Raw genomic sequence first — 25,629 nt, forward strand, 5'->3', positions numbered from 1 at the left:
TTAAGTGTAACAATTTATATTAAAAACAAAAGGATCACAATCTTCGTGAAGCGTTTTTTGTTCTTCCACTTCGGTATTCCGTTCTTTATCAGTAAAGTATTTATTGCTTTTTTAGGGTGTACTATAAAAGACGGACCTCCTCAATATCATGTAGACGTCAGTAAAATTCCCAATGCAAAACCCAAATGTCTCCCAAAAAGCAAATACGGCAATCCCTCATTTTATGTAATGCATGGAAAACACTATCGTATTTTACAATCTGTTCGCGGATATAAAAAACGCGGTATCGCTTCGTGGTACGGAATTAGATTTCATGGAAAACCAACCGCGACACAAGAGCCTTACGATATGTTAGCAATGACTGGAGCAAGTCCTATTTTGCCCATTCCCTGTTTTGTTCGAGTAACCAATTTGAGCAATGGACGTTCTGTTATCGTTAAAATTAACGACCGAGGTCCTTTTGTCTCTCATCGTATCATTGATCTATCTTACGTAGCCGCTAAAAAACTGGGTTACGTCGATAAAGGAACTGCGTTTGTAGAAGTAAAAACAATTGATACCTATACATCCATCTTCAATTGATTTAGGATATGAAATTTTAACCAAGCATCGTATTGTCTCTTTTTTTGCAATTTAAAAGAGTGAACTTTGGATTTTTCGCAGAAAATTCTACTTGATCAAGACGACTGTGTTCAAATTTGGATTCATTGGAGATTTGAAGGTTCTTCTTTTTAGAAGTCAGTCAGTGGTTTTTTCGTGAGAATTACTTGGAAAGATGTGTTAGGAGAGGAGAAGAAAAAGCCGTATTTCCAAACAATCCTAAATTTTATCAACAAAGAACGAAAATCCGGGAGGATCATTTATCCCCCTCAAAAAGAAATTTTCAACGCACTAAAACTGACACCGTACGAATCGGTAAAATCGGTCATTTTAGGACAGGATCCGTACTACAAATCCAATCAAGCGCACGGTCTGGCTTTTTCTGTACGTTCTGGAATTGCTCTTCCGCCTTCTCTTCGCAATATTTTCAAAGAGCTATGCGAAGATTTAAGAACATCCGTTCCCCTTCAAGGGAATCTGGAAAAATGGGCTACACAGGGAGTCCTCTTACTAAATGCAGCTCTGACTGTAGAAGAGGGAAAACCCCAATCTCACGCTCATATTGGATGGCACCGATTCACCGATTGTATCATTTCCAGTTTGGATAAACACCCTAAAGGTATTGTGTTTATTTTATGGGGTACCTACGCACAACAAAAAGCCAATCTAATTACCAACCCCCATCATCGTATCTTGAAAGCTCCACATCCTTCTCCATTTTCGGCAAATCTGGGGTTTTTTGGGTGTCGGCATTTTTCTAAAGCCAATACATTTTTACGAGAAACGAATCGTTGGGAAATCGATTGGTCTCTATAGAGAGAAATTTATTGAATGCATAAAGAAAAAAGAGAAAGTTGAAATATAATTTTCTTCTTTTTTCCTTATAGACTGTATATTTTTCTTTACGATTCTGCAATTCGCGTGAAAATACGGTGATTTGACATTTTTGGTATTGAAAGATAGAGTTTTCTTTATAAAAGCAAAGCGCCGAGGTGGTGGAATTGGTAGACACGCAAGTTTCAGGTACTTGTGGAGGAGACTCCGTAGAGGTTCAAGTCCTCTTCTCGGCATACTTGAAGGTGGATGAATGCTCAAAATTCTGCAGTATCCGGATCCCCGGTTGAAAACCGTAGCAAGACAAGTCGAAAGTTTTGATGACGAGTTGCAAAAAACCATCGACGAGATGTTTTTAACTCATTACAATACCAGAAATTGCGCCGCTTTGGCCGCTACGCAACTGGATCTGCAAAATCCTCAACACATCACTGTTATTGATTTCTCCCTAAAGAAAAATCGACCTTTGTGTCTTATTAACGCAAAAATTGTCAGACGTTTGGGACAAAATACAGAAACAGAAGGTTGTATGTCTGTAGGCGGAAACATTTATGAAAAAATTACTCGTTCCTCTAAAATCAGAATACGTGCACAGGATCGCTACGGAAATCCATTGGAGTTTGAAGCGAACGGGTTTATGGCAAAATGCATTCAGCACGAATTGGACCATTTGCACGGAACTATTTTCCTAGATCATTTGTCGTTATACAAAAGAAGGAAAATTGACAATCGGTTTTTCCAGCTGCTGTAAGAGATTAGAACCAACTAAAATATTAATATTATGGCTCTTGTGAGATGTGGAAATCTACAGAAACTTTTCCCCTTTCTTCTGACTGTTCAAGACACCTTCATTGGAAATCTTATATTCGGTTATGTAAGCCGCGTATTGTACTACTGGTAGTATGGACTGCTTTAGTCGGTATGTACTTGGCAAGTCCCGGAATTGTACCGTGGCGTATTTTATTTTTCGGCAGCTTGGGAATTGCACTTTCCGCTTCTTCTGCAGCCGCACTGAATCAGATTTTAGAATATCGTCTTGATGGATGTATGCGTCGAACAAATCAGCGCCCGATTGTGCAGGGAGAGATTAGGATCCGCAGCGCAATAATTTTTTGTGTCATTTTATGTGTTTTGTCTATGATAATTTTGCTCAGAGGTACTAATGTATTTGCTGCTCTTTTAACTTTAGGTGTTCTTATTGCTTATACAGCGATCTACACGCTCTATCTAAAACGTGTTACTTCGCAGAACATTGTGATTGGAGGATTGGCGGGTGCTTTTCCCCCTGTGTTGGGGGGGGTGTCTTCTACAGGACGTATCAATCTTTCTAGTATAGTGCTTTTTTTAATTATTTTTTTTTGGACTCCTCCGCATTTTTGGGCCCTGGCCATTCACTACATCGAAGATTACAAAAAAACGGAAACTCCTATGTTGCCTAATGTTTACGGTATTCTGTACACCAAACTAAATATTTTAATTTATACGTTGTTGCTTTCTGTGGTCAGTTTCTTGCCTTATATTTTTAGGATGTCTGGATGGATATATTTTTCCAGTTCTTGTTTTCTAAATTTAGGTTTTGTTTATTGGGCAATTCTTCTGTATGTGAGTGAAAATCCTAAAATACCCATGCAAGTTTTCCGATACAGTATTTTGTACTTGACTCTTTTATTTTTAGCTCTTCTTTTCGATCATTATTGGATTTTCCTTCACAAGAAGCTATTGTAGAAATTTACAGATTGTACAACCCGATCACAAAAGAAGTGGAGAGAAGAAAAGTAAAAGTATCATTACTTAACTAACTACTTGTTTATCTCTACTTTTCTTTTCTTAAAAATGTTTTCCCGTACGATAGTATGTTTTCGTTCTGGACCCGTAGAAATTATAACAATTGGAACGCTAAGTAGCGATTCAATACGCGCAATGTAGTTACGAGCCTCTTCAGGAATTTGTCGATAATCCGTAAGTCCATAAGTAGACATTTTCCATCCAGACATTTCTTCGTATACGGGTTCGCATTTTTCTAACAGCGACCGATCAAAAATTGATTCATACAGTATTTCTCCATTACAACGGTATCCTATACACAGCCGGACGGTTGTAAATTCATCCAAAACGTCCAGTTTTGTTAAAACTATGCACGTCAAACTGTTTATTCGAATGGATTGGCGCATGACGATCGTATCGAACCAACCGCAACGTCTAGGACGACCGGTCACTGATCCAAATTCATTGCCTCGTTTCACCATTTTTCTTCCATTCGCGTCTTTTAATTCTGTAGGAAAAGGCCCAGAGCCAACTCGAGTCATATAAGCCTTTGCAATTCCCAAAACTCGATCAAAGTAGAGAGGACCAAATCCACTCCCTGTAGAAGCCGCACCCGCTGTGGTGTTTGAAGAAGTCACATACGGATAAGTTCCAAGATCAACATCCAATAGCGAGCCTTGCGCTCCTTCAAAAATAATGTGTTTTTTTTCTTGGTGGAATTTGTACAATAAAGCAGTTACATCTCCAATTAAAAAGCTTATCTCTTCTCGTATTTTGACTAATTGATTGTAGATAGAAACGTAATCGAGAGGTCTCTGCGAATAGTATTTCAACTGAAAATTGTAGTAGTCAGTGGCTTTTCTGATCTTCTCCAAAAGGAGATCAGAGTTCAGTAGCAAATCTACCGCTCGAATACCGCGACGGGCTACCTTGTCTTCGTAAGCTGGTCCAATCCCTTGACCGGTGGTTCCAATAGCTTTTTTTCCCAATGCGGTCTCGCGTGCTTTGTCAAGTACAGTGTGATAGGGCAATAGTAAGTGACAATGGGCGCTAATTTTGAGACGGTTTATTACCGGAATTCCTTTATTTTCCAACTCATTAATTTCTTCTACTAAAGCCAACGGAGATAAGACAACTCCATTTCCGATTAAACAAAGTACATCCTTTCTTAAAATACCAGAAGGAATCAAACGCAAAACTGTTTTTTTACCATCGATAATTAGAGTATGCCCTGCGTTATGACCGCCCTGAAAACGGACAACCGCTGCAACTTTTTCCGTAAGAATGTCAACGATTTTACCTTTACCTTCATCTCCCCATTGGGTTCCTAAAATCACTATGTTCATTAACCAATCTCTAATAAGCTATCACAATTTTTATAAATGCAAACAGACCATAATACCACAAGGCAATGGCAGTACAGAAAATCATACACAATAAAGATTTTTTTATCTCTAAAAAAGAAGGCGATACTGACTAAAAACAGTGTGAAAATTTCATCAACTTCGTACTGCCAATACAAAGAAAGACAGATTTTTCCAGAATAATACTGTTGTTGTTGGTTAAAATGAGATTTAAGATAAGCTGCAACAATTACACTATTTGGGTTAATTGCGATTGTTCGGTTGTGTGACAGTTTTCTGGTCTATATTTTATTATCTTCGAGCTCTCCTCCATCCGAGATGTACAAATAAGTTTTGTTGCCCGCAAATTTTCCTCTCAGAATGCGTGTCTTGGATCAAGGAGTTTTTATCTTCAAACTGGTTGCTGGGTTCCTCTATCCTTTCTTAGAAAAATGTTGTGATTTTTCTTGATCGGCCAATTTTTTGTTTTTGAATCAAATTGTCTACTTATTATTGGTTTAGAGATTTTCAATTTAGACAGTGTATTGATATGTTTCAGTAAAAAGGGAACAATGTTCGTTTTTACCTCTAACATTGGAGATTCGCATTAATTCGTCCATTAGTTTTACTAGATAGACAAAAGATAGTTGATACTATATCGAAAAAAGGAACAACTCGATTTAAGTTGCTGAAGTATATAGATTCCACAAATACGTATTTGAGAACAATGCCTTATCTCGCGAATAGGATTGAGATTTGCGTTGCAGAGACGCAAAAATCGGGTAGAGGACGCTTTTGTCGCTTTTGGCATTCTCCGTTCGGACAAAACATTTACTTGTCTCTTCGGTATCCTTTTAGAAAGGATGTTAGCAAATTGGAAGGTTTGAGCTTAGTATGTGGACTGGCTGTATGTCGCGCTGTTGAAACAACCTGTCGTTTACCCTTTCCTGTCTTTATCAAATGGCCTAACGACGTTATGTGCAAAAACAAAAAATTGGCTGGAGTTTTAATTGAAATTCATCCGAGTACATCGAAATTTTGTTCCGCTATCGTTGGGGTTGGGCTCAATGCAAATATGAAAAACGATCTTGAAAGGATTATTAGTCAGAATTGGACATCGTTAGTGAATCTAACTGAAATTTATCAAGACAGAAACAGACTCTGTTCTTCACTGATTAATAATTTGGTCCATTATTTGGAACACTTTAGCAGATACGGTTTTAGTTTTTTTCAAAGTCTTTGGAAAAAAAAAGATTACCTTTTCAATAAGCCTTTGTGTCTAATTGAATCGAGTAAAAACCAATTCTCCGGAATCGGAGCGGGTGTTAATGAGAAAGGAAATCTCATACTCAAACTAACCGATGGACTTCAAAAATCTTTTTTCTCCGGAGAGACTAATCTGATAAAATGATCGAGGCCTGTCGTTTCGTTCGAGCGAGAGCGTACAAAATCGTTTGTTGTATCAGCAACAATCCTCTTTTCCTCTTATTGTTTTTTATACAGAGATCTTTAGGCACACATCAACAACACGTTTTGCGGTCTTGGATATCAATTGTAATCTATAAAGTAAAGAATAGACGGAGAAAGGAAGAAATTTTTTCAACCCATTTCTTATTTCTTAAGGAAGAAAACTCTCTGTTCTCTAAGTAATTTCGTAACCCTACATTTCCAATAAAATCTTCGGGTTCTTGCAACCGCCGATATCAGTCGGTGTGAATGACTCCTTCCGGTGAATTTATAAATTTTCACTAAAGAATGGCTTGGATTTAACAAATCCTATATACCCTTAATCTTCGTAAAAACCTACGAATCAAAGTTGTTTTTCTAGAATCTACAATGCTCCGGATAAACAAATAACAACAAGTGCCTTCTGAAAAATTATTCGCTATCTCGGTACCTAATGAGAACAAGTTTTTCTCAGTTTCGATAATTTTAGGAGAAAAAGAATCATAAAAATTCCTAGAAATACTATTCTTCATTGCGATTCACTAACACGCGTAAATGAGAAAATAAGTCAGTAGCCAGTAATCCTCTTTCTCCTCCCTCCTGAGCAGCGCGGTCCGCAGCTAATGAATGGATAAAGACTCCTACTTGTACAGAGGAATGCACCGAACCGAACCGTTGAGCCAATAAACCTCCGATGACACCACTTAAAACATCCCCCATACCTCCGGTAGACATACCCGGATTCCCGGAAGGACAAATCGAAATTTTGTCTTTTTTTCCTTTAATCAAAGTACCGACTCCTTTTAAAACTATTACTCCTCCATAATTGCGAGCTAACCGTCGAATCGCTTTGAATCGATTGCTTTGAATTTCTTGGCAAGATACGCGCAATAATCGAGAAGCCTCCCCAGGATGGGGAGTTAGTACCCAATCTTTTCGGTAAATGGGATTGTCAGCCAATAAATTTAGACTATCGGCATCAAGCACTTTAGGAATTTCAGTACGTAAAACTTTATCTAGCAAAGATTTTGCCCAACTCGATTTTCCTAATCCCGGTCCAATCACTATAACTGTAGCTGATTCAAAAAGACTGTCCAAATTATCGGCTTCAGCTATCTGATAACACATTAATTCGGGGCGAGAGCCGCTGACAATCGGTATATGTTCGGGACGAGTTGCCACAGTGACAAGACCGGCTCCTACTCGAGCGGCCGCTTCGGCCGCCATACGGACCGATCCCCCCATCCCATAGTCTCCTCCAATCACCAACACATGCCCATAATCTCCTTTATGAGAGTTTCGTTCGCGTCTCGGAGGAAATAGAAGACGAACTTGAGGCCAGTCCAATAAGCAGACATACGTTTCTACTTTTGAGAATACACAATCGGGGATTCCTAAGGCATTCCACACCACTTTTCCGCAGTAGTCCGGCGCTTGAGCAGTGTACAATCCTTGTTTTAAACCAACAAAGGTAATCGTTAAATCAGCTTTTACGGCTTCCGATCGCACTTCTCCGGTATTGATATTGACACCTGAAGGAACATCGATAGAAAGCACTGGTTTTTTAGCTTTGTTGATAGCTGCAATGATTTCGCTATAAGGCAATTTAATTGCCCCTTTTAAACCGCTTCCTAAAAGAGCATCTACAATCAGTTCTCCCTTAAAACAAAGGGGTACTGGAAAATCTTGAATTGAGAGACCCTGACTTTTGCAGTCTGCGACCGCTTGAGCTGCGGGTCCTCGGTAATTGACGTCCGCGAGAGGAGAATAAATAGTGACTTGTAAACCTTCTCGATGTGCTAAATAGGCAAAAACCAGTCCGTCACCTCCGTTGTTTCCTTTTCCACAGCAAACTGTGATTTCTCTAACAGTTGGCCAGTGCTTTCTCAGAACTGTGAAAGCGGCTTTTCCTGCTCTAAACATAAGATCATACGCATCAACACCTGATGCAACCGCCAATTGTTCCAGCTTATAAATTTGCTGACGTTGGTAGAGTCTTGTCATAAAGTCCATTTTATATTCTACAATTAATCAATTTTTTCTCAACATAGTATATTAATATTTTTTACACACTAAAGATTCGATCGAATCGCGAAATTTGGAGAAAATCTCGATTGCAATCAACCTCATCATATTTTTCTCAAAAACTGTTTTACTAAACGCGCTATAAACCACAATAGCTTGTCGCAATACAATCTAGAGGGGACCCTCCACTGTTGTTTCAAATCACTTATACCGTCTTCTTTCGATAAAATTTGTTCATCTGAACGGATGCTTATCTTAATCAAGAGAAGCGGTTTAGCGCGAGATTGGCAACACAGAAACTCGTACAATTCTAATTAGAATATTTTTTGATCCTGAATAACAATTTTTAAATCGGCTGACCGATAATAGATATACTTTCGGATTCTCAAAAATGAGAGTCGACGAGCAGTTGATGATGTACATCGAATGAAGTTTCGCGATAGTAAAACGTATATACTGTATGTTACACAGTTTTCGTGGATTTTGGCAATTTTCTGTTTTCGTTTCCATGTTTCATACAATCATTGAATAGTTTGAAAATAAGAAAGCGCGCTTTTTTTGCAAAAGGCTTATACTTGTACAAAGCCCCGGTAGCACAGTTGGAAAGCGCAGTCCCCTCCTAAGGGACAGGTCACAGGTTCAAGTCCTGTCCGGGGCATCATTTGAAAGATTAGAGGTTAGTAGTTGTATGAAAACAAAAATGCGAATCGAAAAAGACAGTATGGGTGAAATTGAGGTTCCTGCTGATAAGTACTATGGAGCGCAATCTCAGCGTTCGTTGACAAACTTTTCTATTGGACGAGAAACTATTCCGATAGAACTTATAAAAGCTTTTGGAATTCTAAAAAAAGCGTCTGCTCTTACTAATGAGAGCTTAGGTGAACTTTCTTCGGAAAAGTCAATTTACATTATTCAAGCGGCTAATGAGATTATCAATGGAAAACTTAACAGTCATTTCCCTTTAAAAATATGGCAGACTGGAAGTGGTACTCAAACCAACATGAATATCAACGAAGTTATCAGTAACCGAGCTATTGAATTGATGGGTGGAAAAGTTGGAAGTAAACATCCAATTCATCCCAACGACGATGTTAACAAATCTCAATCGTCAAACGATGCATTTTCGACAGCTATGCATATTGCTTGCGCGGATATGATTTTCTATAAAATGATACCGGTCGTAGCAACTTTACGAGATACTTTGCAACAGAAGTCTACCGATTTTATCAAAATTATTAAAGTAGGCCGGACCCATTTACAAGACGCCGTACCTATTACTTTAGGACAGGAATTTTCAGGATATGTGGCGCAATTGAATCACAATCTAGAAACAATTATTAGCACTTTACCTGTTCTCTATCGACTAGCGTTAGGTGGAACCGCTGTTGGAACAGGAATAAATACACCTCCTCAGTTTTCTGAAAAAGTAGCTAAACACATTGCAGAATTGACGAAATTGCCTTTCTACTCTGCCCCTAATAAATTTTCCGTATTGGCAGCACACGATGAAATAGTTCTTATAAGTGGTGTACTCAAGACTCTTGCGTGTTCTTTAATAAAAATTGCTAATGACATCAGATGGTTGGCTTCAGGACCTCGCTGTGGGATTGGAGAAATTTTCATTCCAGAAAACGAACCTGGTTCCTCAATAATGCCGGGAAAAGTAAACCCTACGCAATCTGAAGCTTTGATAATGGCATGCGTGCAAGTGATGGGAAACGACGTAACCATTACGATTTCTGGATCTCAAGGTAATTTTGAATTGAATGTGTTTAAACCAGTAATGGCGTATAATTTGATTCAATCTATTTATTTACTGACGGATGGCTGTCGTTCTTTTAATGATCGTTGTGCTGTTGGTATCGAACCGAATGAAGAAAAAATTGATACTTATCTTAAAAATTCTCTAATGCTAGTAACCGCTTTAAATCAAGTTGTGGGTTACGATAAAGCGTGTGAAATAGCCAAAAATGCTTATAAGAATGGTCTGACTCTTAAAGAAGCTGTACTGCAATCAAACTATCTAACTGCCGAAGAGTTTGAAAATTTTGTCGACCCTGAAAAAATGGTAAGACTCTGAAGGTGTTTTTCGAATGCGGTCCGCAAAAAATGGCATTTTCAGGAAATTTGTAAAAACAGACAATTTTCCGAAAGGTCTTTTTGATAGAAAATTCATTTTTATTTTTGTTACAAGAAGGATCTTTCATTCGAAAATCTCTTCAAGAAATCGAAGTGTTTCAAACCAAGAATGTTTGTCCGCTTGTAAGTTATAAACAGTGCCCATACTAAAATCATTAGCTTTGGGATTAGTAAAAGCATGCATAGTTTTCCCAAATGTATGCAATTGCCATTCTGCTTTTGCGATCGTCATTTCTTCTTCGAATTCAAGAACAACGTTAGGAGGGACCATAGGATCTTCGTAACCGTGCATAACCAAAACTTTCGCCTGTATATTTCTTGCTGGAATTTCTTTCGACGCTTGCAGTAAACCATGGAAAACCACCACTCCTTTCAAATTGGCACCACTGCGCGCTAAATCGAGAACGCAAAGCCCTCCAAAACAATATCCTACAGCAGCAATTTTGGTTACATCCGCTATTTTTATTTGTTCAGTTACTTCCAATCCTGCTGTAAATCTTTGAAGCAGTCTCTTACGATCTTGTACGAGAGGTAGCATCAATTTTCGATTGGTTTCTGGATTGTCACCCAGTATTCCTTTTCCGTAGACATCCGTAGCGAGACCAACATAGCCCAATTTGGCTAAACAACGCGCTTTTTCTTCAACAAAAGCGTCTCGACCGCCCCAGGCGTGAGCGATAAGAACTACAGGCCGTTTCTGCCCTACCGAATCTTCATAAGCTACATAAGCTTGAAAAACAACACCATCGTTTCGATACTCGATTGTTTGAATGTACAATAAAAAACCTCCTTTAGAAAAAGAAAAGACCCACCGGAACGGATCGCTAAAATACAGACAAGAAATACAAACGATTGTCTGTAACGAATAAGACGATTACAAAACTTCTCCTTGCATCAGAAAAATTGGGAAGAGAGGAGAAAAGTGTACTGCAAATCGGTACAATTTTCTACATTTATTAATTTGTTAATTATTGAATCGTATAGACTAGACTTAGAAGAGTCTTACGGAAAGCATTTTTATTTTTTTATTCAGAAAAGTAAATTCATCAAATTTTCGAGTTTTCAAGACAAATAAAAGTCCTCTTTTCTGTGGGTGCAACAGATACCTACTCGATCAATTTTTTTTTAACGTTTTCCCAAATAGAAGGCATTCGACGTAAGTGGCACAATTGTTCGGCGATATGAGAAATCGTATTGTCAATTTCTTCTTCTGTAGTCAATCGTCCTAAACTAATTCGAACAGAATTATAAGCTTCTTCACGACCCAAACCCATTGCTAACAATACGTAAGAAGGGTTAGGATTTGCAGAATCGCACGCCGATCCACCTGAAATTGCTATCTTTTGTAATCTCACCATTAGAGACTCGCTTTCTATACCATCAAATCTGATGTTTAAACAGCCGGGGATACAAGGAGCTGTTTCCGCATTCAACTGTACACCATCTATCTGAGATAATCCCGACCAAAGACGGTTTTTCAATCGAATAATTTTTTTTGTATCTTGGAACATACGTTTTTGAGCCAAAGAAAAAGCCACACCCATACCTACAATTTGATGAGTGGGTAATGTTCCTGAACGCAATCCGTTTTCATGGCCACCACCATGGATCAAAGGTTCTAATCGAACGCGAGGAGTGCGACGCACATACAAAGCGCCGATTCCTTTCGGTCCGTAAAGTTTATGGGATGAAAAAGACATCAAATCAACTTTCATACGACGCAAGTCGATAGGAATCTTTCCTACACTTTGTGCTGCGTCTACGTGAAAAAGAACACCGTATTTTCGTGTAATCTCTCCTATAGCGGCGATATCTTGAATAACGCCAGTTTCATTGTTTACATGCATGCATGAAGCCAAAATGGTATCAGAGCGAATAGAATTTTTAAATTCACACAAATCCAATAATCCATTGTGTTTAGGATTTAAATATGTAATTTCGAAACCTTTAGAAGATAAATAAGAACACGTATCCAATACAGCTTTATGTTCTGTACTTACTGTAATAACGTGTCTGCCGTTACGGTGATAAAAAAAAGCGGAGCCTTTCAGGGCTAAATTGTCCGATTCTGTCGCTCCCGAAGTCCAGACAATCTCTTTAGGATCGGCGTTTACTAATTTTGCGATGGATTTTCGTGCTTTCTCAATCAATTCTCGAGCGCTCCATCCGTAAACATGACTTTCCGAGGCAGAATTTCCGAAGTTTTCCTTTTTAGTCAAACAATCTCTTATTGCTCCCGCTACAATAGGATCTACAGGTGTTGTCGACATATAATCCAAATAAATAGGCAATTTTGTCATTTCCTAACACCGACACAATAAAACCATACACACAACGAGAAACATATAATAATTCCTAGTGCACTCGTTATCCGAGATAATCCGGGGGTTGTCGCCAATGCCAATACATCTGAATTACCTACAATGGCAAACGGAACCGCTAAAATTACTCCTACCAAAGCACTACCGGCTACTGTACCACAAGCCGCTAACATTCCGTTTTGATTGAAAGAAGGTTGCGGATCTTCGATTCCTTCCAGGGGAGGGATTTTTTTCATTTTCCAAGGTTTTTTAACCAAAAAATTTATGAATCCACCGATAACTACAGGAGTGATTACTTCTGGAGGTAAGTAAATACCTAATCCAAACGCCAAAGCGGGCAATCGGAAATGGAATTTTCTCAGAACGGTGTCAATCATAATGACTATTATAGCTACTATCCCGCCTAAAATAACCATTCCCCAATCGAGATGGTGATCCAATACTCCTTGAGAGACTACAGCCATTAAATCCGCTTGTGGTGCCGCTAACATTTGAGACGGATCCATTCCTGAATGTGGATACACACCGCCGATACCATAAGCATTAAACAAAAGTTGCAGTACTGGTCCGATGATAAACGCTGAAACGCTAACACCAACAGCCATCATTAGTTGTTGCTTCCAAGGTGTAGCGCCTATCATTTTGCCTGCTTTGAGATCTTGAATATTTTCTCCTGCAATTGATCCAATACCAGCGAGAATAGCAGTGATTACAATAACTGCAGAAGCAATATAATGAGCTTGTGTTGTCCCCTGAACTTCAAACATTGTTGAAAACAAAAACGAAAGCAACAGTATAGCGGTGATCAAAAGACCGGACAAAGGGTTGTTGCTTGATCCGACCAATCCACAACAATAGCCAGATATAGTTGCTAAAAGAAATCCGATGATTATTACGTAAACAACCGAGACAAAAGAGACGATCCATAAAAAAAGAGTAGTTGCTACAATACAAGAGTGATGCAAATAATAGAAAGTGTAGAAAAATAAGGAAAAAGACAAAATTAATACGCTGATAACGATTCGAGAAGATGAGATGTCTGTTTCAGTTCGTGAGCAATTTCTTGTGGTTTTTCCCAATCCTTCTCGCCGAGAATTGACTAGAGAAAATCGAATTTTTCTTGCCACCAATTTCAGTAAAAGAAACAATGTCCATATTCCACCGATGAGCATTGTCCCTACACCGACAAAACGCAAATGCGCATTCCACAATTGAGTGGCCGCATTGTACGCTGAATTTGTATTAACAGGCAACCCATAATGTAGACCAATGAAAGGTAATAAGATCAACCATCCTACAATGGATCCGGAAAATAGACTCACTGCCACTTCTAGACCAACGATAAATCCTGTAGCCAGCACAGCGGGAGTGGATCCTATTGAAAAACCAAAAATAGTTCTTTTTCCTACAAACGTCCACATTTGTAAACTATCAGAAACAACTTTTAGCCCCATTTGCGCAAAAGTTACAAGACCGCCAACCAAACCTCCTTGAACCAACAGCTTCATACCGGATTTTCTTTGAATACTCATTTTAAGAAGATTTCCTATGGCTGTCCCTTCGGGAAAGGGTAGAATAGGAAGGTTCAGTATGACTTTACGCAAAGGAACGGAAAATAAAACTCCTAACAGCCCTCCTATCAGGGTAATAACGGAAATTTCCCAATAGGGGAAATTTTTCCAAATTCGAAAGAAAATCATAGCTGGCAGAACGAATGCTATAGCGGCGGCACTGCCTTCTCCCGCAGAAGCTGCTGTTTGAATTAAATTGCTTTCCAAAACATTGTGGTTTTTAAATAACCTCAAAATTCCCAGCGACAACACTGATGCGGGTATTGAAGCAGAAATAGTAGTTCCTACTTTTAGGGCAAGATAGGCATTCGCTGCCGATAAAAGAATGGCCAGCAGAATGGAAAGTACTACAGACTTAAAAGTGAATTCTGGCAATTTGGTAGAATCCGGGATTAACGGTGTGTTTTCTCTGTTTAAATGCATTTTCCATCTTTCCATGTAGTAGCAGTAAGAGAAATGTTATCAGTAATTTCCCTACGTATAAATAGTAATAGTGTTTGGTACGCGCCACAAAATATCAGTTTTTACGGAAATCCTTATCTACCAAACCGTTACGTTTGTTACGAATAATTTAAGTATTGGTAAAACGGTGTCTATCGAAATTCGACGTCGTAAAATCGATTCGAGTTTCTAAAAAACCACAAAAAAACTAATTCGTAAAGTAAATCACATATTTCTACGAGTTCTGAGTTATAATTCGAAGATTTCCTCATGGAGTCGTCATGTACCCAATGCTCAATACTGCTATTCAAGCTGCTCGTAACGCAGCGCGCATTATTGTCCGTTTTGTGGACAGAATTGATGTTCTTGATATCAAAGAGAAAAATCAAAACGATTTTGTTACTCAAGTGGATCAACTGTCTGAACAAGAGATTATTCAAACCATTCGTAGAGCCTATCCGGATCATACTATATTGGCCGAAGAATCGGGTTTACATAAGTCTCGAGATGACTTTATCTGGATTGTTGATCCGTTAGATGGCACCACCAACTTTATCCATGGTTTCCCTCAAATAGCGATATCTATTGCTTTAAAATATCGCGAAAAATTGGTGATAGCTGTCGTATATGATCCTCTCTATCAAGAATTATTCACAGCTGTTCGAGGTAGCGGTGCTCAATTGAACAATCGTAAAATTAGGGTTAGTACTTGCGCAAAAATAAATGAAGCGCTTATTGGAGCCAGTTTCCCTTTTAAAGAGCAAGCGCTTTTGCAAACGTATATTAAATCTTTTAAAGCCATTTTACCTAAAGCCGTTGGAATTCGTCGTTCAGGTTCGGCGGCTTTAGACTTGGCTTATGTAGCCTCTGGACGGCTGGACGGTTGTTGGGAAATAGGACTAAAACCATGGGATATGGCTGCGGGTGTTTTACTCGTTGTGGAATCAGGTGGTTTTATAGGTGACCTTCGAGGAAAAGAAAATTATATGGAAGGTGGAAATGTTGTTGCTGGAAACAACAAAATTTATAAATCTTTACTGAAGCTGATTGCACACTCAAAGAATTGAAAGACGTAGAGCGAAATTTTCTTTTTTTAATGCACAAAATTAATTCTCTTACAAAAATTTCTTTTGCAGAGTCTTATAAAATTTCCTCAAGACTAACAAGAGCTAAAGGGATAAGAAAAAAATCAAAAGTATAAAGAACATTATTCTTCGATCCTTGTAATAGGACAGATAGGGCGTTGGTTAAAACCAAAAGTAATTACAGCCAGAGAACTGGCTATGTAGATAGATGAATAAGTACCTGTAATAATTCCAATAATTAAAGCCAGAGAAAAAGGTCGTAGTACAGTGTTCTCGCTACAAACAAATAATACTATAACAACAATCAATGTTAATCCTGAAATTATCATAGTTCTGGAAAAAACTTGGTTGACAGACAAATCCACAACTTCCATCGGAGTTCTGCAAAAGTCCTTCTGCAAATTTTCGCGAATTCGATCAAAAACTACGATGGTGTCATTAAGAGAATAGCCTATGACTGTCAAAATTGCTGCTAGTACAACCAAATTGAATTCTAAATGAAAAAAAGAGAAAATTCCTAAAATCAGTATTGGGTCGTGAATCAAAGCAACGAAGGCGCCTACGGCAAAACGAAGATCGAATCGTACGATAATATAGATCGCTGTGGAAATTAAAGACGCAATGATCGCCAGACCCCCATATTCCAACGATTTCTGATTCACTTGGGGGCCAATGTAGTCCACCGAATCTATAGTACCTTCTAATATTACTTGCATTAATTTCTTTTTGATCTGCTCTTGCGTAAGGGTTTTATGTGACGCTACCCGAACTAGAATATGATGAGCATCATAAACCCGAACTACAGCTCGAGGAAAACCTTGATCTAATAAGTTTTTTCGAATCACAGCCGTATTAATTGGATGTACAAAGCTTGCTTCAATTTGTGTGCCCCCTGAAAAATCCAATCCTAAATTTAATCCATAGACGAAAAGAGAGGCAATAGAAGCCACAAAAACGAAGATGGACAGAATACCCGCCCATTTACGTTGACGCATAAACGGAATCCCAATGTTGTTTTTGAAAAATTCCATTAACGTTTAAAAATCATTTGGTAGTACTACTCCCAATAGATAATTGAGAAACACTACGTTTCTTATAAATTAAATTGACAACTGTACGAGTAAAAAAAATTGCCGTTAGCATGGAGGAAAGAATTCCGATTGTAGTGGTAACCGCAAATCCTTGAACAGACCCTGAAGCTAGACTGAACAAGACGACCATTACGATCAATGTCGCCACATTGGCATCAACAATGCTGGCAAAAGCTCGATCATAACCTATTTTAATACTCCTCACAGGAGAAATTCCATTGCGGAGTTCTTCTCGGATGCGTTCGTTAATCAATACATTGGCGTCTAAAGATATTCCTATAGTCAATGCAATTCCAGCAACACCCGGTAGTGTTAGTGTCGCTCCTAAAATCGACAAAGTCGCAACAATCAGAACGATATTTAATCCCAACGCAATATCTGCAATAATTCCGAATACTCGATAGTAAAATGCCATAAAAAAAGTCGTTAATAACGCGTTAATTTCTACAGAGATTGTGCCAACATGGATATTTTCTTGTCCAAGACTTGGACCAATCACTTTTTCTTGGATAAAATCTATCGGCACAGGATAAGCGCCGGAACGCAGTAGTAATGCTAAATTCTTAGCGTACTCTGAGTCGGAAAGATTGGTGATTTGAAAATTGTTTCCCAAAGCTGTCTGTATGGTCGCTATATTGATTATCTTTTCTGTTTGATGATGTTGTACAATCGTTTTTCCATTTTTCAGATGGTGACAAATGGTTTGAGTTTCCGTGTATACCACTGCTATTGGTTTTCCTATATTTTTCCCGGTGATTTGATTAAAAGAAGCCGCTTCATTTCCGTGCACTCGTACTTGTACAATCGGTCGCCCATCTTCTCCAAAGGTACTGACAGCGCTAGAAATTGAAGTGCCTTTTAAAATTATCTCTCGCTTCAATAAGACAGGTTCTCTTTTGTACACATATAATTTTGAATCAATAGGTACTATCCCGATTCTCGCAATTTTTTTGGCGTCGTTTTTTGTATCTACTAGACGCAGACAGATTGAAGCTACTTTTCCAATGATATCTTTGGCTAGGGCAGTATCTTGAACACCCGGTAGATCGACGCTAATACGATTTTCTCCTTGTTGTTGTATTTCTGGTTCAGAAATACCAAGGTTGTTGATTCGAATCCGCAGAATAGAAATTATTTGATCAACAGTATTTTTTCGAATTTGATATACCAATTCCTTCGAAGGAAGGCCCTCAATCCCAAGCCTATGAATTTTGACAAATCGGTATTTCTCAAATTTTCTTCGTAACAAATTTATTCCGTGTTTCTGTTCCTTCAAGTTATGGAAACAAATGATGATATTTTGCGGATTGCTACTTTTTGCAGAATTGCAACGAATCGTTTTACAAAGTACAGCGATCATATCACGAACGTCTCTGTTTTCTTGCGCTTTAACCATAGCGTCGACACTAATATTTAGCAAAAAATGAATGCCACCTCGAAGGTCCAATCCCAGTCGCATTGGTTTTGCGCCGATTTCTTGAAGCCATTTTGGAGTACGAGGCGCCAGGTTCAATGAAACCGAATAATCTGCACCGATTGATTTTTGAATAACATCTTGCGCTCTAAGTTGCGTCTCTGTATCGGGAAATCGTACTAAAATTGTATTCGCAGATCGCTGAAAGGATTTACACGCGATTCTTTGAGTTAGCAAAATCAGTGCGATCTGTCTTTCTACAACATTAAATACAAGAGGAGGGGTTCCTTCTTTCTTTGAAATTTGAATGGCCGGATCTTCTCCATATACATTAGGCAACGCATACAGAATACTTCCTAAAATCAACAATACAAGAAAAACACAACGCCATAGAAGACGATGACATCGAACCATAAAATACCATTAAAATTTTCGAATTTACATCTTTGACATCGAGTCGATGGTGTCTTTAGGCAAGACTGAGGCAATTGATCCTTTTTGTACAGTAATTTCTATATTTTTTGCTATTTCGAGTATCACAACGTTTCCTTTCAATCGCGTCACTCTACCTAAAATACCACCGGTTGTCACAACTTCATCTCTAGGAGCAATCTTCTCTAACAATTGTTTGTGCTCTTTCGCCCGCTTAGCTTGAGGTCGAATTAATAGAAGATAAAAAATTAGAATCAACAAAAGAGGTAACCACAGCATAGACCAAAAACTTGTAGGGCGAGAAGGCTGTGGATCGGAAACTGACGACATCGCATAGATCGCATCAACACCCAATAGATTTGCAAAATTCATAAATAGCTTTTCCTTATATCCTTAAAAAAGATTAAGATTGAGTTTATTAGAAAAATGTTTTAATGTACCTGTTTCGCATCAAAGACGCAAATTTCCATCTAGGAAAAAGCAAACACTAGGACGATGATATCTCAATTTTTCTTTACGGCTCCACGAGGATTTTGTTAAATTTCAAGAAAAATCAAACGGTTGCTGTAGGTCTGTCAGGAGGTGTCGACTCTTCTGTGGCCGCATTCTTTCTGAAAAAATCCGGGTATAAAATTTTTGGACTCTTCGTACAAAATTGGGAAACTGATGCGGAAGATTCGTTTTGTACGAACATAAAGGATTTAAATGACGCCAAATCTGTTGCCGATTATATCGGAATTCGTTTTTATACAGTCAATTTTAGCAGAGAATATTGGGGCAATGTTTTTCAATTTTGCTTGGACGAATTTTCTAAAGGAAGAACACCAAATCCCGATGTTTTGTGTAATCGAGAGATTAAATTCAAGTGTTTGCTCGAATACGCTAGAAAGCTAGGTGCAGATTATCTCGCTACAGGTCACTATGCGCGCTTAAAAGAAGAAAATGGTTTTTTTAAATTGTTAAAAGCCTACGATGAAAATAAAGATCAAACTTATTTTTTATATCTTCTGAATCAGTACCAACTGGCTCATGTTTTGTTTCCGTTAGGAAATTACCAAAAATCCGATGTTCGTACAATAGCAAAAAAATTCGGTATGATTACTCACGCAAAAAAAGACAGCACCGGAATTTGTCTTGTTGGTAAGAAAAAATTTAAAGAATTTCTCAGTGAATTTTTTCTAGTACGTCCTGGAAATATAGAAACACCAGAAGGTACAATTATAGGTAAGCACTACGGTATTACGTTTTACACCCGCGGACAACGTAAAGGACTTTGCGTTGGAGGACGCTCTGGTAGCGAAAAAAAGCCTTGGTATGTTATTGACAAAGACACCAGAAGAAACGTATTGGTTGTCGGTCAAGGACGCGATCATCCTCTTCTGTATACTACAGAACTTACTTGTTCCGATGTACATTGGATTCAGGGTACTCCACCTGCATTACCCTTTCTTTGCAAGGCCAAAATAAGATATCGTCAGACGGACCAATCGTGTATTGTTTCGCTGCTTACCGACAATCTCTATCGAGCAAGATTTAAAAATCCACAGCGAGCGATAACTCCCGGTCAATCTGTAGTCTTTTACTCAGAAGACCAATGCTTAGGAGGGGGGACTATCGTCGAGTAATGAATAACCAAAATTTGAAACCAATACACCGCGCAACGCCTTTCTAAAGAATGAACCGGTCATTGTATGTGCTAGAAACATTCTTTTTTCTTTTCAAAAATCCTTGTTTTTCAGATTTAAGTTAATCTCAAAAGAAGTGTTTTTTAAAGAACATGAAAATAAGAAATTAATGAGGGAGCTTACAAATTTTGTAACGCCCGGAGGGATTCGAACCCTCGACTTCCTGGTTCGAAGCCAGGTACTCTATCCAAACTGAGCTACGGGCGCTTAAAGGGAAAATATCCTATCACACCTTTTGGTGGGAGCGTAAGAACTAAATGCATTTGTTTATTGTCTGTTTTTCTAATTTCTACAAATCATCTTGCAAATCATCTTTTTCGTTAATAAAATTGGAGCTGTTCGTTTTCTGTTTAAACGCTAATTGATTCGCTGCTCTGCTTATTTCTGACTTAGTAAGGTAGTCCTTTGTTATGACGTCCTTTTCTGTCCGTAAAACTGTATGGTCTTTAACACCTATGGTAATAGCGTTAGCTCTGGCGATGGATATCTATATACCAGCTGTTCCTAGTATGTCGTTGTTATTTCACGTTTCTCCTGGAGAAATGCAGCTTACTTTGAGTCTTTTTATGCTTGCTTGCAGTGTCACCCAGCTTATTATTGGTCCTTTATCTGATCAATATGGACGTCGACCAATCGGTATTGTTTCCATCGCAATTTTTGCGCTGGGCTCATTTCTTTGTGCAAATTCTACATCAACAATACAACTGATTTTGTATCGTGTTGTGCAAGCTGTTGGATCGGTGGGAATGCTTGTTGTAAGTTTTGCTACTATTCGTGATCTTTATCACGGAGAAAAAAGCGGAAAGACTTATAGTTATTTGAACGGTATTATTGCACTTTCTCCCATGTTTGCTCCGTCTCTAGGAAGTTATTTAGACATCCATTTTGGATGGCAAGCTACGTTTCTTTTTTTATTAATTACTTCCTTATGGGCTGTTTTAAGTGTTTTACTGGCTGTACCAGAATCGTTGCCTAAAAACAAACGCGTTCCATTAAATGTCCATACGTTCTGTGAATACAAAAGCATTTTTATTAATCAAATTTTTTTTACTTATACATTAGCTACCGCAATAGGTTTAAGTTACCTTTTTGTCTTTTGTTCGATTTCTCCTTATATCATTATTCGATTGCTTAATATCTCTGAATCGTATTACGGATATTATTTTGCTTTTATGGGAGTCTCTTTTTTTATAGGAAGTTTGTTTTCAAGCTATTTTATCGGAAAAATAGGTATATACGGAACTGTTGTTCTGGGATTTTGGATCTCGTTAATTGGAGGAATTATGATGATAATTTGGTATTTAAGCACAGGGCTGACTATTAATAGTTTTATTTATCCGATGCTTTTAGTCGGTGTCGGAGGAACTTTTAGCTTAGGAGCTGGTGTTGGCGGCGCTATGGAACCTTTTGAAAGTACGGCCGGTGCGGCAACTGCTTTAGGAGGGTCCTTTCGATGTTTATTTTCGGCTATCATCGGTACGATGATAGTTGCAAAAAACATTTCTTCCGTTTTGCCTTTGGCATTATCTGCTATTTTTTTCAGTACGATCGGATTGATCTTATTTTTAATCCGAAAAGAAACCCTTTCCCTTCCATAGGGTTAAGTATTTTTTCCAATATACAATACCGGCACAATCGGGAGCGAGGAACCTACCTCGCTTCCTTTCTTTTCGGACTCTTTTCGACTAAAAACTCATTAGGTCAATATCGAACCCTTCGACTGCCTATACCACCACTTTCTCGTCGGCGATTACTACTGTTGCCACTGTTGTTGTCACGCGCAATGTTAACACGAATTTTTCGGCCTTGTAGTTCAATACCATTAGCAACCAATGCAGCTTGCGCTCCACTTTGGTTTGTATAAGTAATAAACGCAAATCCTTTAGAACGTCCTGTTTCGCGGTCTGTAATCAATCTGGTTTCTTCGATGTCTCCATATTGTCCAAAAAAAGATTGGAGATCATCAGTTGTCACATCGTATGACAAGCTTCCTACATAAACTTTACTCTGGTTCATCGTTATTTTCCTTTAGTTATTAAGAAACGAAACGCTTTTGCAAGAATGTTAGGAACGTCACACGGAGAGAAGCCCAAACGAATCTAGCTCGGCCCTGCCAAGTTGGCATTATACGATATAATTCTAAAAAAGGACATAAATATCACATGCAATAAGTGTTGCGCCTGTGTAGATAATTTTTGTTCATTTCAATCCGTATATACTCCGGATTTTCGCTGCAATTAGATAAAGCGAAAACAGCGCGCCCGGAGGGATTCGAACCCTCGACTTCCTGGTTCGTAGCCAGGTACTCTATCCAAACTGAGCTACGGGCGCGAGATCTAGTAAGGTAAACTACAGCCGTGATGTAAACTGAGTACTCTGATTACAACCAGACCATTTATTAATGCTTTACATGAAGCGAATCAGTACCAATTTACAAAATTTTTAGTACGAATAGAGGCGCATTGAAAATCGAATTATCCGGTTTTTAATACACCATTCGATAGTGCAAACTCCATAAAATCCATAAAGAACCTACAATCAATACGACCGATACCACTATAGTAAATATGAAAGATATCAAATTCATCTTATTTTGTTCGTCTTTTATACTCATTTGTAGAAAGAATACAACTTGGACTGCGAATTGGACAAGAGCGGATGCGAAGATAATACTCAACGCTACCTCTTTAGAAAACAATCCATACATCACTGTTGTAAATGAAATTAAGGTGAAAAAGATACAGAAAACCATACCTAGAACATAAACATTTAATTTTTTTCCATTATTTTTATTGACGAATCTTTTTTTGAGAGATATTTCGTTCACATAATCACCTCCATTAAATAGACGGTTGTGAAGAGAAAAATCCAAACAATATCTAGGAAATTCCAAAATAAACCAAGATAAACTATTCGTCTTTTCGTATCTTGATTAATCTTAAGAATTGGCAATTGAATGATCATGATTAGTATCCATAATAAACCGACAATTACGTGGACGCCATGGGTTCCTACAAGAGTAAAAAAGGCAGAAGCAGAACCACTTACATTCCAGAAATAACCTTTAGAATGAAGATAGATAAATTCTCTCAATTCCATAAAAACAAATCCAATACCCAATATAAAGGTAATTGCTAGCCAAAATATAGCTGTAGTCATTCTGTTTGTACCAATTTCAAGTGTAGCCAGGAAATAGGTAAAATTACTCAACAATAAAAAGAAAGTCTCAATTAAAATGCAAGATAAATTAATTAACGGACTCAATGCAGGTCCTATTGTTCTTGGATAATGTAATACTAAAAAAACAGAAAACAACGATGCGAATAAGATACAATCGGTCATAATGTAGAGCCAGAAACCGAAAATATCGATTTCATCCGAATTTTGGTGATGATCGTACACAGTCAACACAATGTCTCTCTGTAGTGACGCAATTCGATTTTTTTCACTATTTCAGATTCAACATGGTAGTAAATATTTTTACTAAAAGTTCGAAAAACTATTGTTGCAACTACACCAATCAGTCCGGTTGTGGCAGGGATCCACATGTGCCAAACAATAGAAAATCCGAAAATTCCGGAAAATATAGCAATGAAAAAGCCAACAGGAGTATTTTTTGGCATACAAATGTCTGTATATCGAATATCTTCAGGATTAATTCGCCAGGAACGATTTTCTTTTTTCGCTCTTTGTTTACTGATCCAAAATTGTTCTCTTTCTTCTACTTGTGGAATAAAAGCAAAATTGTAGAAAGGCGCAGGTGAAGCTATTGACCATTCTAAAGTTCGACCATTCCAAGGATCTCCAGTATTATCACGTAATTGATGACGATTTTTTATACTGACAACAATCTGAGTGATTTGTAGAAAGATGCCAACCATAATCAGAGCGGCTCCAACGGCTGCAACGATAAAATAAGGTTGTAGAGTGGTATCTGTATAATGATAGGTTCTTCGCATTACCCCCATTAAACCCAAGAGATACAGGGGCATAAATGCAATGTAAAAACCCAATACCCAAAAAATAAAAGACCATCTACCTAATCGTTCGTCGAGACGAAAACCAAAAGCTTTTGGAAACCAGTAAATAAATCCCGAGAAAAATCCAAAAAGCACACCTCCAATAATCACAGTGTGAAAATGCGCCACCAAAAATAGACTGTTGTGTACCTGAAAATCTATAGGAGGCACAGCCATTAGTACACCCGCAACTCCTCCTATAGAAAAAGTGAAGAAGAAGGCAAATACCCACAATATAGGAGTGCACATGACGATTTTTCCTCTATACATAGTAAACAACCAATTAAAAATTTTTACCCCAGTGGGTACAGCGATGATCATGGTTGCAATGCCAAAAACAGCGTTTACATCTCCCCCACTGCCCATAGTAAAGAAATGATGTGCCCAAACAACAAACGATAGAAAGGTGATTATAAGAGTAGCGTATACCATTGTCGCGTAACCAAACAACCTTTTCTGACTGAACGTAGACACAACTTCTGAAAACACACCAAAAGCGGGTAAAACTAAAATATAAACCTCTGGATGCCCCCAAGCCCAAATTAAATTGATATACAACATCGCATTACCACCAGAATATTGACTAAAAAAATGCATCCCTAGCAATCGATCTAGTGTCAATAGAGCCAGGCTGGCTGTTAAGATAGGAAAAGCAAGCGCAACTAAAATCATTGAGCTGAATGTTGTCCAGACAAAAATGGGCATTTTCATAAAATCCATACCCGGAGCACGCATCTTAAGTACAGTGGCAATGAAATTGATACCTCCTAAAAGACTTCCTATTCCAGAGATTTGTAAAGACCAGATAAAATAATCCACTCCCACTGTAGGACTATAATACAATTCAGAAAGAGGAGGATAGGCTAACCAACCTGTTGCGGCAAAATCACCTACAACAAGAGAGACATTACACAACATCGCTCCAACAAAAGTCATCCAAAAACTGAAAGAATTGAGATAGGGAAAGGCGACATCTCTAGCACCGATTTGTAAAGGCAAGACAATATTGGCCAAACTAAATACCAATGGCATAGCTACAAAGAAAATCATAATGACCCCATGGGCTGTAAAAATTTGGCCGTAGTGGTCAGGAGAAAGGAAACCCATGTTTTTCCCTGCTGCAATAGCTTGTTGTGAGCGCATTAACACAACATCTGAGAAACCCCGCAGTAGCATAACCCCTGCTAAAAGCGCATACATAATGCCAATTTTTTTATGATCTACAGAAATTATCCATTCGTTCCAGATATAAGACCACTTTTTAGTGACGGTAATCAGCACTACAGTTCCGAAAAACACTGTAATCATAAAAATGATAGCCCCCGCTATTATAGGGGTATGAATCGGGATGGAACTAAGTGTTAATTTACCTAAAAAAAGTTCTCTCAACGTCACCGAATTTGCACTCCAATTAAACTA

General features: G+C 38.2%; 21 protein-coding genes and 4 tRNA genes. 11 read left to right on the top strand and 14 right to left on the bottom strand.

The window, feature by feature from the left end; all coding sequences use genetic code 11:
- Nucleotides 1-45 precede the first annotated feature (45 nt).
- The 5 genes from EGQ50_RS02350 (at nt 46) to cyoE (ending at nt 3,159) form a co-directional block, all read left to right on the top strand.
- Complete coding sequence (locus tag EGQ50_RS02350; RefSeq protein WP_246168938.1) at nt 46-582, top strand: septal ring lytic transglycosylase RlpA family protein; 537 nt, start codon at nt 46-48, stop codon at nt 580-582.
- 174 nt (nt 583-756) lie between these two features.
- A complete protein-coding gene (gene ung, locus EGQ50_RS02355) occupies nt 757-1,416 on the top strand; it encodes a uracil-DNA glycosylase (RefSeq protein WP_159748212.1) in 660 nt (219 codons plus the stop codon).
- Between the two features lie 170 nt (nt 1,417-1,586).
- Nucleotides 1,587-1,670 (top strand) — tRNA-Leu (locus tag EGQ50_RS02360).
- A 17-nt stretch (nt 1,671-1,687) separates the two neighbouring features.
- Nucleotides 1,688-2,185: a peptide deformylase gene (gene def, locus EGQ50_RS02365; RefSeq protein WP_159748214.1), complete on the top strand. Its 498-nt coding sequence runs from the start codon at nt 1,688-1,690 to the stop codon at nt 2,183-2,185.
- 44 nt (nt 2,186-2,229) lie between these two features.
- On the top strand, nt 2,230-3,159 hold the full coding sequence (cyoE, locus tag EGQ50_RS02370; protein ID WP_159748216.1) for a heme o synthase: 930 nt from the start codon (nt 2,230-2,232) through the stop codon (nt 3,157-3,159).
- A gap of 74 nt (nt 3,160-3,233) precedes the next feature.
- Here the strand turns inward: cyoE and EGQ50_RS02375 are convergent, their stop codons facing one another.
- Complete coding sequence (locus tag EGQ50_RS02375) at nt 3,234-4,544, bottom strand: adenylosuccinate synthase (RefSeq protein WP_159748218.1); 1,311 nt, start codon at nt 4,542-4,544, stop codon at nt 3,234-3,236.
- Between the two features lie 682 nt (nt 4,545-5,226).
- Here EGQ50_RS02375 and EGQ50_RS02380 point away from each other — a divergent pair.
- Nucleotides 5,227-5,952, top strand: coding sequence for a biotin--[acetyl-CoA-carboxylase] ligase (locus tag EGQ50_RS02380; RefSeq protein WP_159748220.1), 726 nt, complete (start codon nt 5,227-5,229; stop codon nt 5,950-5,952).
- A gap of 557 nt (nt 5,953-6,509) precedes the next feature.
- On the opposite strand, the gene EGQ50_RS02385 is transcribed toward EGQ50_RS02380, so the two are convergent.
- Entirely contained in the window at nt 6,510-7,991 is a 1,482-nt protein-coding gene (locus tag EGQ50_RS02385; RefSeq protein ID WP_159748509.1) for an NAD(P)H-hydrate dehydratase, read from the bottom strand.
- 605 nt (nt 7,992-8,596) lie between these two features.
- On the opposite strand from EGQ50_RS02385, the gene EGQ50_RS02390 reads away from it, so the two are divergent.
- Both EGQ50_RS02390 and fumC read left to right on the top strand, forming a co-directional pair.
- Nucleotides 8,597-8,670: transfer RNA gene (locus EGQ50_RS02390), tRNA-Arg, on the top strand.
- Nucleotides 8,671-8,712: 42 nt separating this feature from the next.
- Nucleotides 8,713-10,092, top strand: coding sequence for a class II fumarate hydratase (fumC, locus tag EGQ50_RS02395; RefSeq protein WP_159748511.1), 1,380 nt, complete (start codon nt 8,713-8,715; stop codon nt 10,090-10,092).
- Between the two features lie 123 nt (nt 10,093-10,215).
- Here fumC and EGQ50_RS02400 read toward each other — a convergent pair whose 3' ends face one another.
- From EGQ50_RS02400 to EGQ50_RS02410, 3 genes are all read right to left on the bottom strand, one after another.
- On the bottom strand, nt 10,216-10,929 hold the full coding sequence (locus EGQ50_RS02400) for a dienelactone hydrolase family protein (RefSeq protein WP_159748222.1): 714 nt from the start codon (nt 10,927-10,929) through the stop codon (nt 10,216-10,218).
- Between the two features lie 328 nt (nt 10,930-11,257).
- Nucleotides 11,258-12,451, bottom strand: a complete 1,194-nt coding sequence (locus EGQ50_RS02405; RefSeq protein WP_159748224.1) for an IscS subfamily cysteine desulfurase — start codon at nt 12,449-12,451, stop codon at nt 11,258-11,260.
- A complete protein-coding gene (locus EGQ50_RS02410; RefSeq protein ID WP_246168940.1) occupies nt 12,448-14,466 on the bottom strand; it encodes an OPT family oligopeptide transporter in 2,019 nt (672 codons plus the stop codon). The genes EGQ50_RS02405 and EGQ50_RS02410 overlap by 4 nt, the downstream gene beginning before the upstream one ends.
- A gap of 299 nt (nt 14,467-14,765) precedes the next feature.
- Here EGQ50_RS02410 and EGQ50_RS02415 point away from each other — a divergent pair, with 299 nt between their 5' ends.
- On the top strand, nt 14,766-15,551 hold the full coding sequence (locus EGQ50_RS02415; RefSeq protein ID WP_159748228.1) for an inositol monophosphatase family protein: 786 nt from the start codon (nt 14,766-14,768) through the stop codon (nt 15,549-15,551).
- 140 nt (nt 15,552-15,691) lie between these two features.
- On the opposite strand, the gene secF is transcribed toward EGQ50_RS02415, so the two are convergent.
- Genes secF through yajC form a run of 3 tightly spaced genes read right to left on the bottom strand, consistent with a single transcriptional unit; the run spans nt 15,692 to nt 18,878 of the window.
- Nucleotides 15,692-16,564 carry a protein translocase subunit SecF gene (gene secF / locus EGQ50_RS02420; protein WP_246168941.1) on the bottom strand — a complete coding sequence of 291 codons (873 nt, stop codon included), beginning with the start codon at nt 16,562-16,564 and terminating at the stop codon, nt 15,692-15,694.
- Nucleotides 16,565-16,613: 49 nt separating this feature from the next.
- On the bottom strand, nt 16,614-18,488 hold the full coding sequence (secD, locus tag EGQ50_RS02425; RefSeq protein WP_159748232.1) for a protein translocase subunit SecD: 1,875 nt from the start codon (nt 18,486-18,488) through the stop codon (nt 16,614-16,616).
- Between the two features lie 24 nt (nt 18,489-18,512).
- The gene (yajC, locus tag EGQ50_RS02430) at nt 18,513-18,878 is read right to left on the bottom strand and encodes a preprotein translocase subunit YajC (RefSeq protein ID WP_159748234.1); all 366 of its coding nucleotides are present in this window, start codon (nt 18,876-18,878) and stop codon (nt 18,513-18,515) included.
- 161 nt (nt 18,879-19,039) lie between these two features.
- On the opposite strand from yajC, the gene mnmA reads away from it, so the two are divergent.
- Nucleotides 19,040-20,131 (top strand): tRNA 2-thiouridine(34) synthase MnmA, encoded by a 1,092-nt coding sequence (gene mnmA, locus EGQ50_RS02435; protein WP_159748236.1) that lies wholly within the window; start codon nt 19,040-19,042, stop codon nt 20,129-20,131.
- Between the two features lie 192 nt (nt 20,132-20,323).
- Here the strand turns inward: mnmA and EGQ50_RS02440 are convergent.
- A tRNA-Arg gene (locus EGQ50_RS02440) sits at nt 20,324-20,398 on the bottom strand.
- 203 nt (nt 20,399-20,601) lie between these two features.
- On the opposite strand from EGQ50_RS02440, the gene EGQ50_RS02445 reads away from it, so the two are divergent.
- Complete coding sequence (locus EGQ50_RS02445) at nt 20,602-21,789, top strand: multidrug effflux MFS transporter (protein ID WP_159748238.1); 1,188 nt, start codon at nt 20,602-20,604, stop codon at nt 21,787-21,789.
- 103 nt (nt 21,790-21,892) lie between these two features.
- On the opposite strand, the gene EGQ50_RS02450 is transcribed toward EGQ50_RS02445, so the two are convergent.
- From EGQ50_RS02450 to cyoB, 5 genes are all read right to left on the bottom strand, one after another.
- A complete protein-coding gene (locus EGQ50_RS02450; RefSeq protein WP_159748240.1) occupies nt 21,893-22,207 on the bottom strand; it encodes an RNA recognition motif domain-containing protein in 315 nt (104 codons plus the stop codon).
- A 240-nt stretch (nt 22,208-22,447) separates the two neighbouring features.
- Nucleotides 22,448-22,522: transfer RNA gene (locus EGQ50_RS02455), tRNA-Arg, on the bottom strand.
- 154 nt (nt 22,523-22,676) lie between these two features.
- On the bottom strand, nt 22,677-23,018 hold the full coding sequence (gene cyoD / locus EGQ50_RS02460; RefSeq protein WP_246168943.1) for a cytochrome o ubiquinol oxidase subunit IV: 342 nt from the start codon (nt 23,016-23,018) through the stop codon (nt 22,677-22,679).
- Nucleotides 23,015-23,602: a cytochrome c oxidase subunit 3 gene (locus tag EGQ50_RS02465; protein ID WP_246168945.1), complete on the bottom strand. Its 588-nt coding sequence runs from the start codon at nt 23,600-23,602 to the stop codon at nt 23,015-23,017. Before EGQ50_RS02465 ends, cyoD begins: the two co-directional genes overlap by 4 nt.
- Nucleotides 23,596-25,599, bottom strand: coding sequence for a cytochrome o ubiquinol oxidase subunit I (gene cyoB / locus EGQ50_RS02470; protein WP_159748515.1), 2,004 nt, complete (start codon nt 25,597-25,599; stop codon nt 23,596-23,598). The genes EGQ50_RS02465 and cyoB overlap by 7 nt, the downstream gene beginning before the upstream one ends.
- Nucleotides 25,600-25,629 lie beyond the last annotated feature (30 nt).

This window comes from Coxiella endosymbiont of Amblyomma sculptum, from assembly GCF_009883795.1.
Taxonomy (GTDB): domain Bacteria; phylum Pseudomonadota; class Gammaproteobacteria; order Coxiellales; family Coxiellaceae; genus Coxiella.

Excerpts from the sequence above, each read along its gene's own strand:
- def (WP_159748214.1), top strand. The coding sequence starts at position 1,688 with ATGCTCAAAATTCTGCAGTATCCGGATCCCCGGTTGAAAACCGTAGCA.
- cyoE (WP_159748216.1), top strand. The coding sequence starts at position 2,230 with ATGTGGAAATCTACAGAAACTTTTCCCCTTTCTTCTGACTGTTCAAGA.
- EGQ50_RS02375 (WP_159748218.1), bottom strand. The coding sequence starts at position 4,544 with ATGAACATAGTGATTTTAGGAACCCAATGGGGAGATGAAGGTAAAGGT.
- EGQ50_RS02385 (WP_159748509.1), bottom strand. The coding sequence starts at position 7,991 with ATGACAAGACTCTACCAACGTCAGCAAATTTATAAGCTGGAACAATTG.
- fumC (WP_159748511.1), top strand. The coding sequence starts at position 8,713 with ATGCGAATCGAAAAAGACAGTATGGGTGAAATTGAGGTTCCTGCTGAT.
- EGQ50_RS02405 (WP_159748224.1), bottom strand. The coding sequence starts at position 12,451 with ATGACAAAATTGCCTATTTATTTGGATTATATGTCGACAACACCTGTA.
- EGQ50_RS02410 (WP_246168940.1), bottom strand. The coding sequence starts at position 14,466 with ATGCATTTAAACAGAGAAAACACACCGTTAATCCCGGATTCTACCAAA.
- EGQ50_RS02415 (WP_159748228.1), top strand. The coding sequence starts at position 14,766 with ATGTACCCAATGCTCAATACTGCTATTCAAGCTGCTCGTAACGCAGCG.
- secF (WP_246168941.1), bottom strand. The coding sequence starts at position 16,564 with ATGCGTCAACGTAAATGGGCGGGTATTCTGTCCATCTTCGTTTTTGTG.
- secD (WP_159748232.1), bottom strand. The coding sequence starts at position 18,488 with ATGGTTCGATGTCATCGTCTTCTATGGCGTTGTGTTTTTCTTGTATTG.
- yajC (WP_159748234.1), bottom strand. The coding sequence starts at position 18,878 with ATGAATTTTGCAAATCTATTGGGTGTTGATGCGATCTATGCGATGTCG.
- EGQ50_RS02445 (WP_159748238.1), top strand. The coding sequence starts at position 20,602 with ATGACGTCCTTTTCTGTCCGTAAAACTGTATGGTCTTTAACACCTATG.
- EGQ50_RS02450 (WP_159748240.1), bottom strand. The coding sequence starts at position 22,207 with ATGAACCAGAGTAAAGTTTATGTAGGAAGCTTGTCATACGATGTGACA.